At 42.6% G+C, this 15,454-nt stretch carries 6 protein-coding genes; all 6 read left to right on the top strand.

The window, feature by feature from the left end; translation table 11 throughout:
- Nucleotides 1-38 precede the first annotated feature (38 nt).
- The 6 genes from J0X00_RS17600 to drmC all read left to right on the top strand — a co-directional run bounded on the left by J0X00_RS17600 (nt 39) and on the right by drmC (nt 15,447).
- On the top strand, nt 39-1,082 hold the full coding sequence (locus J0X00_RS17600; RefSeq protein WP_230850522.1) for a DNA cytosine methyltransferase: 1,044 nt from the start codon (nt 39-41) through the stop codon (nt 1,080-1,082).
- A gap of 162 nt (nt 1,083-1,244) precedes the next feature.
- Nucleotides 1,245-4,367 (top strand): DISARM system SNF2-like helicase DrmD, encoded by a 3,123-nt coding sequence (drmD, locus tag J0X00_RS17605; RefSeq protein ID WP_282477331.1) that lies wholly within the window; start codon nt 1,245-1,247, stop codon nt 4,365-4,367.
- Nucleotides 4,367-8,413, top strand: coding sequence for a type IIL restriction-modification enzyme MmeI (locus J0X00_RS17610; RefSeq protein WP_282477332.1), 4,047 nt, complete (start codon nt 4,367-4,369; stop codon nt 8,411-8,413). Before drmD ends, J0X00_RS17610 begins: the two co-directional genes overlap by 1 nt.
- Before the next feature lie 13 nt (nt 8,414-8,426).
- Complete coding sequence (gene drmA, locus J0X00_RS17615; protein WP_282477333.1) at nt 8,427-12,425, top strand: DISARM system helicase DrmA; 3,999 nt, start codon at nt 8,427-8,429, stop codon at nt 12,423-12,425.
- The gene (locus J0X00_RS17620) at nt 12,425-14,302 is read left to right on the top strand and encodes a DUF1998 domain-containing protein (protein WP_282477334.1); all 1,878 of its coding nucleotides are present in this window, start codon (nt 12,425-12,427) and stop codon (nt 14,300-14,302) included. The genes drmA and J0X00_RS17620 overlap by 1 nt, the downstream gene beginning before the upstream one ends.
- Nucleotides 14,302-15,447 carry a DISARM system phospholipase D-like protein DrmC gene (gene drmC / locus J0X00_RS17625; protein ID WP_282477335.1) on the top strand — a complete coding sequence of 382 codons (1,146 nt, stop codon included), beginning with the start codon at nt 14,302-14,304 and terminating at the stop codon, nt 15,445-15,447. Before J0X00_RS17620 ends, drmC begins: the two co-directional genes overlap by 1 nt.
- The last annotated feature ends 7 nt before the right edge of the window (nt 15,448-15,454 follow it).

Raw genomic sequence — 15,454 nt, forward strand, 5'->3', positions numbered from 1 at the left:
TAGTCCTCGCAAAGTTAAAGTTGATTTTGGTAGTTAAAGTGAAAATCGTAGGTGTTGACCTATTTTGTGGTGCTGGTGGCCTGACCCATGGCTTACAAAAGGCAGGGATTGATGTAAAAGCTGGGTTTGATATTGAGGCGAACTGCAAATTTCCGTATGAGCACAACAACAGTGCTGAGTTTGTTCTAAAAAGTGTAGCGGATGTTACAGCCGAAGACATTAAGTCAAGATTTGACGATAGTGCATACTCGTTACTTGCTGGCTGTGCACCTTGCCAACCTTTCTCTAAGTACACTCAAGCGAAACCTAAAGAACAAGATGAGAGATGGGGGCTACTTTATCAGTTCGCTCGCCTAGTTAAAGAATCACAACCTGACTTCATTACTATGGAAAATGTTCCTGATTTGAATAAGCATAAAGTCTACACTGACTTTAAAGAAGGCCTAAAATCAGAAGGTTACTTCGTTGATGAGAGAGTTGTTTTTTGTCCGGACTATGGGATGGCACAGACTAGAAGTAGGCTCGTTTTATTAGCTTCCCGTCTTGGAAAAATTGAATTAATAAAACCAACTCACGATAAAAGCAAATACATAACGGTCAAAGATGTTATAGGACATCTGCCAAGAATTAAGGCGGGTAGTGTTAGCAAGCATGATCCATTGCATCGCTCAAGTAGTTTGTCTGAGTTGAATCTGAAGCGAATAAAAGCATCAAAACCAGGAGGCACGTGGCGAGATTGGCCTGAGGAACTACGGGCTAAATGCCATACGAAAGCTAGTGGAAAAGGCTATGCTAGTGTTTATGGTCGCATGACATGGGATGAGCCTAGTCCAACTATCACGACTCAATGCTTTGGTTTTGGGAATGGTCGTTTTGGGCACCCAACTCAAGCCCGAGCAATTTCATTGCGGGAAGCCGCAATTTTACAGTCGTTTCCTGATGACTATGAGTTCGTTGAGCCAGATGGCGAATATGCGATAAAAAACCTTGGTAAAATGATTGGAAACGCAGTACCTGTGCGTCTTGGTGAAATAGTCGGTACTTCCCTACAGAATCATATCAACCAGCAACCCAATCAGTAGTTTTTACTTTAAGGCTCGATAGTATTGATTTGCACATGTTAGAGTGAAAAATGTACAGTTAACTTATTGATGTGAAGCAACTTTAGCGTTTAAGTAACTCCTCATAACTGAGTGTTCAATGCTATAATCATAGGCTGCTTTCTCTATCAGCAATAAGTAGCTATGACACAAACCATCAAATATTCAGTCACTCCAGAACCAGGCCAACTGGTTGAAGTTAGAAAACGACAATGGATTGTCGCTGATGTGAACTCCTCACAACTCCCAACCTCATTTCATAAAAAGCAAAATTATGTAAAGTTATCCTCTATTGATGAAGATGGCTTAGGCGAAGAACTTGAAGTGATCTGGGAGATTGAGCCCGGCGCTCACATTATCGAAAAATCAGGCCTGCCAGAAATAACTGGTTTTGATGATGCAAGCAAGCTGGATGCATTTCTAGATGCTGTACGTTGGGGGGCTGCTACCAATGCAGATAGAAACTTCTTACAAGCCCCTTTTCGCAGCGGTGTGAGCATTGAGAACTTTCAGCTTGATCCTTTAGTTAGAGCTATCAACATGGCTCGTGTCAATCTCCTTATTGCAGATGACGTTGGTTTGGGTAAAACCATAGAGGCAGGTTTAGTCATTCAGGAAATGCTATTACGGCATCGTGCTCGAACTGTATTTATTATTTGTCCCGCGTCGCTACAGTTAAAGTGGCAAGATGAGATGCAAGAAAAGTTCGGGCTAGAGTTTAAAGTTGTTAATACTGATTATGTAAAGCTGCTTCGCCGTGAAAGAGGTATTCACGCAAACCCTTGGACGTCGTTTCCTCGACTTATCGCTTCTCAAGACTGGATCAAAAGTGGTGAAGGTTTAAGACTACTCCGAGAAATTATGCCTGCGAAAGCAGAGTACCCTCGTAAGTTTGATATGTTGGTCATTGATGAAGCGCATAATGCCGCTCCTTCTGGTTCAGCCAATTACGCAGTTGCAAGTCAGCGCACAAAAATTATTCGAGAAATCTCGCCACACTTTCAGCACAAGTTGTTTTTAACGGCGACACCCCACAATGGCTACACTGAGTCATTTACATCGCTGTTAGAAATCCTTGATGACCAGCGTTTCTCTCGTAATATCTTACCGAACGAGAAACAACTCCAGAAAGTCATGATTAGGCGTTTGAAAACCGATCTTGTCGATGAAAATGGAGAGGCTCTTTATCCGAAGAGAAAGTTGCAAGCTTTGGAGGTTAATTTCACTGAGCTTGAGCGCAGCATGCATAAAAAGCTTGATCAGTATGCGCAAAGTCGTGAGTTATCAAACGCTGATGCAAAAAATGCGATGGCAACAAAGTTTGTTAACGGTTTACTTAAGAAAAGACTCTTCTCTTCACCCGCGTCTTTTGCATCAACGCTAGAAAAACATATCAACACTTTAAACAAGGCCTCTGAGTCAACACAAACGACAGTTATTGAAGAGCGTATCCTTCGCAAAGCGATGCTTAAAGCTGACGAAGATTACGCAAATGATCAAGATATTGAATTGGCACAAGAAGAAGCTATCGAGGAGGCAAGCAGTCGAACGGTACCACTGAGTCAGCAAGAGCGCATTTTAATAAATGAATTGCGGAGTTGGGCTCAAGTAGCACAACACCAGTCAGATTCAAAAGCTGATGCTATTTGTAGTTGGATTAATCGCAATTTAAAAGATGGTAAAAATTGGAATAATCAGCGTGTTATCCTTTTTACAGAGTATCGAACAACTCAACAATGGTTGGAAAAAATTCTTACTGAAAAAGGGTTGGCTGGTAAACGCCTGGCTATCATCAATGGAGGTATGGATCATGAAGAGCGTGAGGGTGTTAAAGCTGCTTTTCAAACCCATCCAGAGCAATCTGACGTTAGAATATTATTAGCTACAGACGCAGCTTCCGAAGGTATTGATTTACAGAATCATTGTAATTGTCTAATACACTTAGAAATTCCATACAATCCAAATGTAATGGAGCAGCGGAATGGCCGTATCGACCGACATGGCCAAAAAGCAAAGGAAATTCTAATTTGGCACCCTGTTGATGCTGGCTCAGCAACTGATAGTGACACTGTTGGTGGCCATAAAGATGACATCATCAGAGCACTTATCAAGCTAGAGTCGATGCGTGAAGATATGGGGAGTGTAAACCCGGTCATCGCTCCTCAAATGGCGGGATTAATTGAAGGTCGAGCCACTGAGCTCAATACACTACAAGCTGAAGCCAAAATGGCCAAAGCGAGAAAGGCGGTCAGAGCAGAGAGGGACTTACAAGAAAAGATAAAGCGTCTACACCAGCAACTTATCTCGACTCAAGAAGATTTTCACTTAACACCTGATCATGTATTAGCTGCTGTTCAGACAGCCTTGGAAGTTGCTCAGAAACCACAACTAAAACCAACAACTCTGGCAGATACACCTGAAGGTAGTGTGTACATAATGCCAGAGTTTACAGGCTCTTGGGCGCCTTGCAACAAAGGTCTACGCCACCCATTTACCAAACAGATTAGGCCAATAACGTTTGATCATAACGTTGCTAAAGGGAGAGATGATGTAGTGCTTGTGCACTTAAATCATCGTTTAGTACAAATGTGCTTACGACTACTACGCAGTAAAATTTGGGAGAAGGACGATAAGCTCCACCGAGTTACAGTAAGAAGTGTTACTTCATCAGAACTGCAAAGTGTGGTTGCGATTGTTGCATCAAGGCTAGTTGTAGTTGGTGGGACACATAACCGCCTACATGAAGAAATTACCTATGCTGGTGGTTATCTCAAAGACAGTGGATATAGTCGAGAGCGAGGTGTGAATCAAATAAACACATGGCTTGAGCTATCAACACCAGCATCTGTCTCTCAGCAAACAAAAGATGCGCTAAAAACCAGATTTACGAATCAAGCCCAATCAATTCATCAGTCTGTAGAAGCAAGATCAAAAGAGCGCCTTACCAACTTGGAAAGTACTCTAGATCGACTCAAACAGAAAGAGATAGACGATATTACTACCGTGCTTGATGAGTTAGATCATTCAATTGGTGAACAGCTATCACTCGAAGGTGTTCTTCACGAACAGTTGAGCTTATTTGGAGAAGATGAGAGGACTGAAGTGAGAAAAGACAGAGCAGCAATTGAAGCAAGGCAGCAGCGAATCGAGTCGGACAAAAAGGCAGAGACCGAAGCAATCGAGAAACGCTACGCAAACTACATCGACCGTACATTCCCCGTAGCGGTAATTTTCCTGGTACCAGATAACCTATGTGAGGCGAACTGATGGCATTTTCCACAAATCAACATGCTGACTGGCTGTCACTCATTGAAGTATCTGGCCCGTTTCTGGCTGAGCCTATTCTAAACCAAGCATTTCCACAGGGACTTGAAAAACTAGACTCAGTAAAGAAGAGACAGTTTCGTCAAACTTACGATGAATGGCGAGAAGTCATTGATAGTGATGCACTAGAAGATTTAAAAATCAAAGACAAGATTCATCAGCAATGGACCAACTGGGTTTTAAAATTTGGATTGGAGTTAGACGAGGATGAAGATGGGGATGTACTTAAAGATCAATCTAAGATGCATGCCTCAATTGAAGTTACTATTCCGGGACATCAAGTAACGATAAAACCAGATTATGTGGTCATTGCTAGCGACGAAACCAAACCTTATATGTTGATACAATTCTATCCGGCAGGTACGGCTCTGAGTGAAGTATTTCCGGGGGACAGCTGGTCTACAACGCCAGCGGAACGCATGGCACATTTATGTCGAGGTATTGGAACTAGACTGGGGCTGATCACAAATGGAGAACAATGGATGTTCATTGATGCTCCTGTTGGTGGAATAACGACCTATGCCAGCTGGTATGCTCGTCTATGGGGACTTGAACCTATAACGTTAAAAGCATTCTATAGCCTGTTTAACATAGGAGTTGTATTTAACGGCTTTGATGAAGCTAAAACTCTTCCTGAGCTAATTGATGAATCATTGCAGCATCAAGATGATGTCACCCAAACACTTGGCGTTCAAGTAAGTCGAGCGGTTGAAGTGCTTATTCAGTCGATTGACCGCATTAACTATGATCACAATGGAGAACTGCTGGAGGGCGTTGAGCCGGAAGAGTTATACGAGGCCGGTTTAACATTAATGATGCGCTTGGTATTTTTACTTTGTGCGGAAGAACGTGGCCTATTGCTCTTAGGTGATCAAGCCTATGAAGCTAATTATGCAATATCGACACTGCGAGCTAAGTTAAGAGAAGATGCGAGTCTACATGGTGATGAAGTGCTCTCTTATCGTAAAAATGCATGGGCGCGTTTACTAGCTATCTTCCGATCTGTTTACTCTGGTGTTGAACATGAAAATATGCGAATGCCCGCATTGGGCGGCTCGCTTTTTGATCCCGATAGGTTCCCTTTCTTAGAAGGCAGGAAAAAAGGTAGCAAATGGCTTGAAGATGACGCAAAACCACTACCAATTGATAACCGTACTGTCTTATTGTTCCTTGATGCAATTCAACTGTATCAAGGTAGAACGCTGTCTTATCGAGCGCTAGATGTAGAACAAATTGGTTATGTCTATGAAGGTTTGTTGGAGCAGACGGTAAAGCGTGCTCCTGATGTTACTTTGGAGTTATCTGGTAGCAAAAGCTGCAAAAAGCCTTGGGTTCTGCTAGGGGAGTTGGCCTCAGCAGCTCTTGATGGTTTGCCTACATTGAAGAGTCTTCTCAAAGAACGCACTGGCAGTTCTCCATCTCGAATCACGAATGATTTGAATAAAGAAGTGACCGACGCAGATGTCGATAAGCTTTTGGTAGCTTGCTATAACGACATGGAACTGTGTCAGCGCATTAAGCCTTATTATCACTTTTTAAGGTTTGATGCTTGGGGTAACCCTTTGCTTTACCCCAAAGGTGCTTTTATGCTCACAACAGGTACTGATAGACGAGAAACAGGTTCTCACTATACGCCTAAATCGTTAACCGAATCCATAGTGACCGAAACGCTTGAGCCCGTTGTATATACTGGGCCTGCTGAAGGTAAACCTCGCGAAGAGTGGCAGCTTAAGTCACCAGAAGAACTACTTGATCTAAAAATTTGTGACCCAGCAATGGGCTCTGGTGCATTTCTTGTTCAAGTGTGTCGATGGCTGGCTGAACGAGTGTGTGAATCATGGTTAATAGCCGAGCAAACAGGTGTTTTTGTCACAGTGAAGGGAGCAACGACTCACGATGAAACTATGGAGTTGTTGCCTATTGATGCTGAAGAGCGTTTGATTGTCGCTAGGCGGTTAATCTCAGAACGTTGCCTCTATGGTGTTGATATCAACCCGCTAGCGGTTGAACTAGCAAAACTATCAATTTGGCTTGTTACTTTATCTAAGGATCGACCTTTTGGATTTTTAGATCACAATCTAAAGTCAGGTGATAGTTTACTAGGTATACATGACCTAGATCAGCTCTGCTTCTTAAATTTAAATCCGTCTCAAGCTAAAAAATCACAGTTGGTAGAGCTACCTATTGCAGAGCAAGTAAAAAAGCGGGTAACAGATGCTGCAGAACTGAGAAAACAAATTGCAGTTCATGATATCAATAGAGTGTCTGATATAGCGGAAATGGAACTCACGGCTGATCAGGTTAAAGAAGCAATAGCGTTTCCAAAGTTAGTAGCAGATGCCTTGGTTGGTATGACATTAAAGTCTGGTGGAAAGTTAGCTGACACTTCCGTTCTTGCAGCTTTGTTACCGCAATCCATAGCTGGTGATTTAGAGTGTACTCATGACTTGAAGTCTGCAGCCTTAGATGGATTGTCTGCTGACCTAACAGACAGGAAAAAAGCAAGAATGGCCTTTCATTGGTGTTTAGAGTTTCCAGAGGTATTCAGTACCGAAAGATGTGGCTTTGACGCAATTGTCGGAAATCCTCCTTTCCTTGGTGGTCAAAAAATAACGGGATTCATGGGTACATGTTATCGCGATTATTTAGTTGAATGTTTAGCTGATGGTAAAAGAGGTTCTGCAGACCTAGTTGCCTACTTTTTCTTACAGGCTTATAAGCTACTAGCTCCCAATAAAACAATGGGACTGATTGCAGTTAATACCATTGCGGAAGGAAATACGAGAGACATATCACTATCTCAAATGTTGGCAATAGGTGCTAGCATTTATCAGGCTGTACCCAGCGAAGTTTGGCCCGGTAATGCAAGTGTAGTTACTAGCCGAGTGCATTTATACAAAGGGAGCTGGACTGGAGAAAAAACCATAAATGGTCAGAAAGTTGATTATATATCTCCAAGTTTAAGTCATAGAGATAACTGGTCCCCTGCAAAAATAAACTCAAATAAAAAAATGGTTTACCAAGGTAGTATCCTCCTTGGGGATGGTTTTTTGGTTGACTCAGACACAACAGAAAAGTGGGTGAAGCAGCAGCCTGAAACTAAAAATGTGATTTTTGACTTTTTAATTGGTAGAGAAGTAAACCAGAGTTCTACGCACTCTCCTGAAAGGAAGGTTATTTCCTTTTTTGATTGGGAGATAGAAGAAGCTGAAAAATATGAATTGCCATTTGTGCATTTAGAGGAAAATGTAAAGCAAGAGAGGTTATCTGGTAAAGATAAAGGAGCTCAGGAATATTGGTGGAGACATTTGAGACCAAGACCAGAGTTGTACCATAAGGTTGGAAGGGGGCATTCATTTGAACAGCATCCCAAACATTGGGATGTAATGCAGGAACCGATGGAGAAGGTCTTGGTTTTTGCAACTGGAGCGACCAAATACCCATGTTTCACATTTGTTCCTAACAAGTATATTTACGCTAATACATTATGTGTAGTAACAAGTGACAGTATGTCTTTATTTGCTTGCCTATCATCAGATATCCATGCCGTTTGGGCTTGGGAGCATGGCTCAAGAATGAAGCAAGACCTTAGATACACTCATGGTGATGTATTTGAAACGTTCCCATTCCCAGAAAAAGTGTTGGAAGGCACGCATGACGATTTAAATCGAGAGGGACAAGAATTCTTTGATTTGAGAGCGAAATACATGCTTGAAAATCAAAAAGGCATGACTAAGTTTTACAATGATTTACATGATCAGACTTTATATTCATTTGAGATTAGTGCGTTGCGAGAAAAGCAAATCGCTCTAAACGACGCTGTTTTGTCCGCCTACGGTTTCAACGATTTAGAACCAGAGTATGGGTTTCACTGTGTGGGTTACTTACCTGAAGGGAAAAATACTCGCTTCACTATTAGTGAGAAGGCTAGAGAAGAAATCTTATATCGTCTCTCAATGTTGAATAAAGCTAGATATGAGGCTGAATAAGGATAAGAGTTGAATGGTTAGGAAAACTAAGAACAAAGCATTTATTGCACTAAATACTACAAAACTAGGTAATTCACGTTTTTCGGATTATTGCGTACAGTTGCACGGTAAGAGAGAAATGTTCTCAGGTATTGTTGAAGGCTGTTGGGTACTTGTGGTAGATAGCACAAATGTACTACTGGGTGTAGGACGTGTTTATCGACAGCGTAGTGATTTAGATTCAACAACATTATTTTTCGATAAGTACCTGAAATCTGAACTACCTGTGGCAGTGCCGTTTATGCGTTCAGGTCAAATATCTCGTATTGAGTGGACAACATTTGCTGAAGAGATCCCTAAGCTCTTAGGTAAAACGCTAGCTGAAGTCCCCCTCATTCAAGATGATGTTTATGTAAGGGAACTGCTTCAGTATGCAGTGATGGATGATTTGTTAGGTCCTGCAAATGGACCTCATGAGCAAATCCTTGATATGAGTGTTCGTGACCGCTATTTAGTTGGTCGTTTGGCACCATTGGATGCTGCAGAAAAAGGCGGGGAGTTTGGTATTGATGGCTCTGGTGATGAGGACGATGAGCCTGAAGATTTAATAGTCAAAGCTACCTCGACGAAATCTGACTCTCCGTCTGGCAGTGTTAAGCCTGACCCCGATTCTAGCGAAGAGGTTGATGCTGCGAGTAACCAATCATTAATTCCCTCAAGCATGGGTTTTACATTCTGTGTGTCTGGTGAGGAAAAAAGTATTGAGCTTCAAGCCTCTTGGGGACGTTATCAGCGCTTCTATGAGCATGATATGTACAAGACTCATACTGATCCTGAAACAGGTGAAGAATCGCAAGGTGCCAAAGTTAAAGTTTGGCAACGTATACCTTGTGGTGGTTCCATAAATTTACCGTTAGAAACGGGGTCGATTAAGCCTGTTGCTATCGACAAAGAAAACCCTGCGGTCGTTATTCAAGGAACGGTGAGAAAGCCAAATGAAAATGGCGATCGACTTGTTACAGTTTTCTTGGTCAATACACAAGAAGAACCAGAGTCAAACAGAGATGCAGCGTGGGTTTTTCAACCTGAGATTTCAGCCTCTGCTGTTAGCGAATCCTCAAACAAAGACGTTTTCCGTAAGCGCCCCGTATTAAAACCTGATGGTGAAGACTTGGAGCGAGAATCATTGGAAATGGTTTATCGCAACCAAGTGGAATTTGCCTCAGGACACGGTATCGCCGTTCATGCAGATGTGTCATCAGAGGACGTAGAGAGGGCGTCGAAAGTCAAAACCGTTGTCATGCCACAATATGAAGTGCCAGTAACGGAAGTTCCAGGCCTCCGTGATGGGGACAGGCCAGCGCTAAAGGCAATGGTATCCGGTGGCTATTTGAATATGCTGAAGTTAGCTGAAATGACAAGAGAAGACCTTGTCGTTGCGTTAACTCAGATGACCGACGATTACACCGCTTGGATAGATGAGCAGAAACACCGAATAGGTGATGATGTCGTCAATCATGATGATGCTGCATATCGAGCTATTGCTAGTTGTTCGGAAATAAATCAGCGCTTAAAGGAAGGCATAGAGGTATTAGCAGATCCCGAAAACGACAATGCATTGGAAGCATTTCGTTTTGCAAACCTTGCTATGGCTAAGCAACGTGTACAGAGTATTTATGCTCATAAACGCAGAACAGATAAAGCCATAAAAGTTGATGATCTTTACAAAGATCCAAAAAACTACTCATGGCGTTCTTTTCAGCTAGCATTTCTTCTGTTGTCTATTCCTGCTTTAGCACAGCCAGATCACCAAGATAGAACAGAATCGGCTGAGTCATTTGCCGACTTGTTATGGTTCCCAACTGGTGGTGGTAAAACAGAAGCTTACCTTGGTGTGGCTGCATTCACTATGTCGATTCGTCGTTTGCAGGGCAACTTAGGAGGCTATGATGCAAGTCGAGGCCTAGCGGTAATAATGCGTTACACCCTACGACTGCTTACGCTACAGCAGTTCCAACGTGCGACTACATTGATTTGTGCGATGGAAGTCATTCGTCAGGAGTCTGTGAAAAATGGCGATACGCGGCTTGGAGAAACCCCTTTTACGATCGGCTTATGGGTTGGCAATAAGGTGGCACCCGGTAGCACTGATGATAGCGCAAAAGCGATAAAAGATATTCGAGACCCTGATAAATACAATGCAGGAGGTTCATCACCAGCGCAGTTAACGAGTTGTCCTTGGTGTGGTGAAGAGATTGACCCTGGTAAGCATATTGAGGTTAACAAGGATAAGTTACAAACAGCAATCTACTGTGGTGATAAAAAAGCACGCTGTGAGTTTTCTAAAGGCAAGTCAGCCAAGTCAGCACATCCGGGTATTCCTGCTCTAGTAGTTGATGAAGAGATGTACCACCGTCCACCTTCAATGATGATTGCCACGGTAGATAAGTTTGCGATGATGGCGTGGCGAGGTGAAATCAGAAACTTGTTTGGCAAAGCAAGCCTTGAATGTGAGCGGCATGGTTTGATCTGGTCTGATTCAAATTCGTGTAATGGTAATCATCCAAAATCTAAAGCAGGTCCTACAGTAAAAGTCAAAGCTATTTCTGAAATCCGCCCGCCAGATCTAATCATTCAAGATGAGTTTCACTTAATTAGTGGTCCATTAGGGACGATGGTGGGCTTATATGAAACGGCAGTCGATGAGTTGTGCTCATGGACACTTGATGGTATGCCTATCCGACCTAAAGTTATCGCTTCAACAGCAACAGTTAGGAAAGCAAAGCAACAAGTTAGCGGTGTTTTTAATCGTCAAGTCGCGGTATTTCCACCACATGGATTAGACATAGAAGACAACTTCTTTTCTGTCCAGCGACCAATCAAAGATCATTACGGCCGCCGCTATATGGGAGTGTGTTCCCCGGGCAGTGCAAGACCTGCAGTATTAATACGTGTGTACACAGCCTTTTTGACTGCATCTCAAGCGTTGTTTGAACGCTTTGGTCAAGTAGCTGACCCGTACATGACAAGTGTTGGTTACTTCAACTCTTTACGTGAGTTAGGCGGTATGAAACGACTGGCCGAGGATGATGTTCAAACTCGTTCTTACCGAGTGCAAATGAGTTTGGTTGAGCGACCTGGATTACAGCAGCGAAGTGTCAACAATATACGAGAATTGACTTCTCGTGTATCAAGCCAAGATATTCCTAAATATCTTGATCAGCTAGAAGTCAAATTTAAGGCAGATTTCGATCCTGTTGAAGGTAAGTATGTTACTAGGTGGGATGAGGGAGAAAGTCGCGCTATTGATATAGTACTAGCAACCAATATGCTATCAGTTGGGGTTGACGTTAATAGACTTGGAGTGATGGCAGTCAATGGTCAGCCAAAGAGTACTGCCGAATATATCCAGGCTACCAGCCGTGTTGGGCGTAGTTTTCCGGGGCTGGTTTGTACCGTATTGACATGGTCAAGGCCGAGAGATTTATCGCATTATGAAACTTTCGAGCACTATCATTCAACATTCTACAAACATGTTGAAGCGCAATCAGTGACTCCGTTTTCCCCTCGAGCGATGGATAGAGGGCTGACTGGCTCAATGCTGAGTTTAATGCGTTTAAGCGATGATGAGTTGAACCCTAATGATGGGGCAGCAAAACTAAAATCGCCAAGTTCAAGTATTGTTCAAACAACGATTAGTTCTATTACGAACAGGGTGCACTTGGTTGAAGAGAACTCCGAGTCAAAGAAATTAGCAAGCGCTGCTATTAAACAAAGAGTTGATGAGTGGGTAAAAGAAACCAACGTTCCTGGTCGAACAGTAGCCTATGAGAAAAAAGGTGAAAAGGTCGACTCAAAAGTTGCTTTGATTAATAAACCAGGTATAGGTGAGTGGGGGCGATTTACTGTTCCTATGTCTATGCGTGAAGTTGAGCCTGGAGTTAAATTACAAATGAATACTCAAAAGCTCCCGGATGGACCTTCTTGGAAGCCTCCAGTGAAGAAGAAAAGTGCAACAGAAGGTGATTCATAATGAGCGGTGGTAAAAAGACGATTTCAAACATTACTCCTGTTGGTGATGTAAGGCCAAGTCAGCTTCTTTGGACCTATGGACCAGGAGCATTAATAGATATGCCAAGTCTATCGGTTGTTACTCAGGGAATCGACCGTTGGGATAAAGATAGGTGTCCTCCTATCACTGAAGCTCGGCTACTGTCTGCGGTAAAAAAAGTACTTGGACAGCAAGTCGAAAGTATGAGGATGCCTCCCTTTCCTAATAAAGAAACGACTGACCGTTATTCGGCGGAAGCAAGAGTGGGAGTTCCAGTTAGGCCGTTTCCTCGATGGTTACGCTGTGTTAAGTGTGGAATGTTAGCTGAGTATGATTCCGGCCTCTTTGATATTAAAGAGAATATATACAGACCGGAGCAAACGAGATTTGTACATGCAATGTGCCGAGGTTCCAAAGGGGATAAACCAGCGAAAGATGCTGATGCTGTACCTGCTCGTTTTCTCTTGGCATGTCGCAATGGTCACTTAGATGACTTCCCATGGCGCTACTATGTGCATGGTGGGCATTCTACTTGTACTGGAGGTTTACGTTTCTTCGAAAGCGGTGCTTCGTTGCAAACAGAAAACCTGTGGGTTAAGTGTGATGAATGTGACGCTAAACGAAATTTAGCTCAAGCTTTTGGAAAAGCAGGTAAGGATAATCTCCCTGCTTGTAGGGGACGACACCCTCATTTAGACAAATTTGATTCTAGTTGTGATGAAGATGCCAAAGGCGTACTGTTAGGAGCAACGAATAGCTGGTTCCCAGTAACTTTATCAGCTCTCGCTATCCCACTAACTCGTGATCCAATTATTCAGCTGGTTCAAGATGGTTGGAATAACCTTTCTAAAGCTAAGTCAGCAGCTGATGTAGAGATTAGAATGGAATTGCTAGTGGAGAATGCGCTTTTACCGGGAATTGATAAGTATTCTCCAGAAGAAGTTTGGAAAGTTCTAGAATTGATTAGAAATGGTGATGTCAGTGGAACTGTTACCCAAGAAGATATCAAGGGCCCTGAGTGGGATGTGTTTATCAATCCGACGCCCCCAACCGACTGGCCGCATTTTTTAAGTGAAGCGACAAGTGTACCGGTAAAATACAAAAAGCAAATATCCAATGTTTTGTTACTAAAACGGTTGAGGGAAGTGAATGCCTTGATTGGCTTCACGCGAGTGGAAGCTCCTGAGGAAAGTAATAATCCTGATGAGCAGCCACCAATGGCTTCGTTATGTAATGATACGCCGACCTGGGTACCAGCTAGCCAAGTACATGGTGAAGGTATCTTTATTCGCTTCAATGAGGAAGGACTGAATCAATGGGAGCAGATTCCGGCTGTTCAGGTTATTAATGAAAAGTTAATTAATGGCCATAAAGGCTGGAGATTAGCTAGGGGATTATCTCCAGATAGCGGGTATCCAGGGGTTCGTTATGTTTTGCTACACACTATAGCTCATTTACTAATTAGGGAGCTCGCTCTTGAATGTGGCTACAATGCAGCAAGTATTCGTGAAAGAATTTATGGTGATACAAGTGGTGAAAACAACCAAGCTGGTATCTTGATATACACCGCGGCTGCTGACTCTGATGGTACCCTCGGAGGGTTAGTTGAGTTAGGCAAGGCTGAAAACTTGGAAAGACTACTCCATCAAGCACTAAATCGAGCGAGAGTTTGTTCATCGGATCCACTCTGCTCAGAGCATAATCCTGAAAAAGACCGAACTTTACATGCTGCGGCTTGCCACGCTTGTACTTTTGCTGCTGAAACGTCATGTGAAAAAAACAACCGCTACTTAGATAGAGCGTTGGTAGTACCAACGCTTGATAATGATGGTGCAGCGTTTTTTGGGGTTGACTGTTGATGGATGACTTACTTCTGTGTATCTATGATGTCGTCAAAGATCAGCACTTTGATAAAATAAAGTCACTTTCAAAGAAAATTAAAGTGACTGAATCAATGGATTCTTTTGTATTAAAGGGTTTTTTTAATGCAGAAGCTTCCAATGATGCACTTAATTCACTTTTAAGTGCTTGGAAGAACAGTACTTGTACCAGTGAAGAGTTAGCGGCGCTGATACTCGGCGCCTCTTATGCGTCATCAAAACAAAGAGAGCATGAATCGACAGAGCTTGTATGGACAGGCCCTGACTCAAACTTATTTCCTGTTCGAAGGTCCGAACAAGTTCTATTAGACATTATAAATTCTGCTAAAGAGACGTTATTTATCGTTTCGTTCGTATTGGTGAATATTCCCAATGTTGAGCAAGCACTTAAGCAGGCAATTGCGAGGGGTGTACAAGTAAGAATGCTTTTGGAGTCTGAGGATAAGGAGTCATCAAGCGTTTTTTTAAAGACACTTGAGAGACTCCATACGAACATCCCAAACATTCAGTTGTATATTTGGCCTCGTGAGAACAGAGAAAAGTATCAAAGTGGATTTGCTCGAGTACACGCAAAGTGCGCTGTTGCTGATAGGCGAGGGGCATTTATAACTAGTGCGAACTTGACCGAAGCTGCGCTCGATAGAAATATAGAAATGGGCATCAATATTGAAGGAGGAAGTATTCCGGCTGATATTTGTAGTCAACTCAACTCTATGATTAATTCTAAAGAGATTCTTCCGTATACTTCATCGGTCTTTGTAAACAAGAATATTCCTGAGCTTACAGATAAAAACACAATAAATTTAGATGATGCGCCAAAGGCATTGGAAGAGGGTGAACCCGTACGCATAGAGTTTGAAAACCAAAAAACTGGCTTTAAAGATGTGCGGGAATTTATCAAGTGTGACTCTAACCAGGGCAAGCCAAAAGCTGGCACATTGGTCATAATCAGCTTTGATGGAAAACTGTATTTGGGCAACTATCGCTGGAATAAGCAGCAAAATATTGCTGATGGACAGCAATACTATCTTGTGACGGTTAAGGGCTTTGGCCCGACTGAGAAAATTAAAATAAATGAAAGTGAGTGGTTGGATTTCATGCCACTAGCTATGGAATTTATATAGAAATAGG

The organism is Vibrio sp. ABG19, assembly GCF_029962385.1.
Taxonomy (GTDB): Bacteria; Pseudomonadota; Gammaproteobacteria; order Enterobacterales; family Vibrionaceae; genus Vibrio; species Vibrio ostreae.

Excerpts from the sequence above, each read along its gene's own strand:
- drmD (WP_282477331.1), top strand. The coding sequence starts at position 1,245 with ATGACACAAACCATCAAATATTCAGTCACTCCAGAACCAGGCCAACTG.
- J0X00_RS17610 (WP_282477332.1), top strand. The coding sequence starts at position 4,367 with ATGGCATTTTCCACAAATCAACATGCTGACTGGCTGTCACTCATTGAA.
- drmA (WP_282477333.1), top strand. The coding sequence starts at position 8,427 with ATGGTTAGGAAAACTAAGAACAAAGCATTTATTGCACTAAATACTACA.
- J0X00_RS17620 (WP_282477334.1), top strand. The coding sequence starts at position 12,425 with ATGAGCGGTGGTAAAAAGACGATTTCAAACATTACTCCTGTTGGTGAT.
- drmC (WP_282477335.1), top strand. The coding sequence starts at position 14,302 with ATGGATGACTTACTTCTGTGTATCTATGATGTCGTCAAAGATCAGCAC.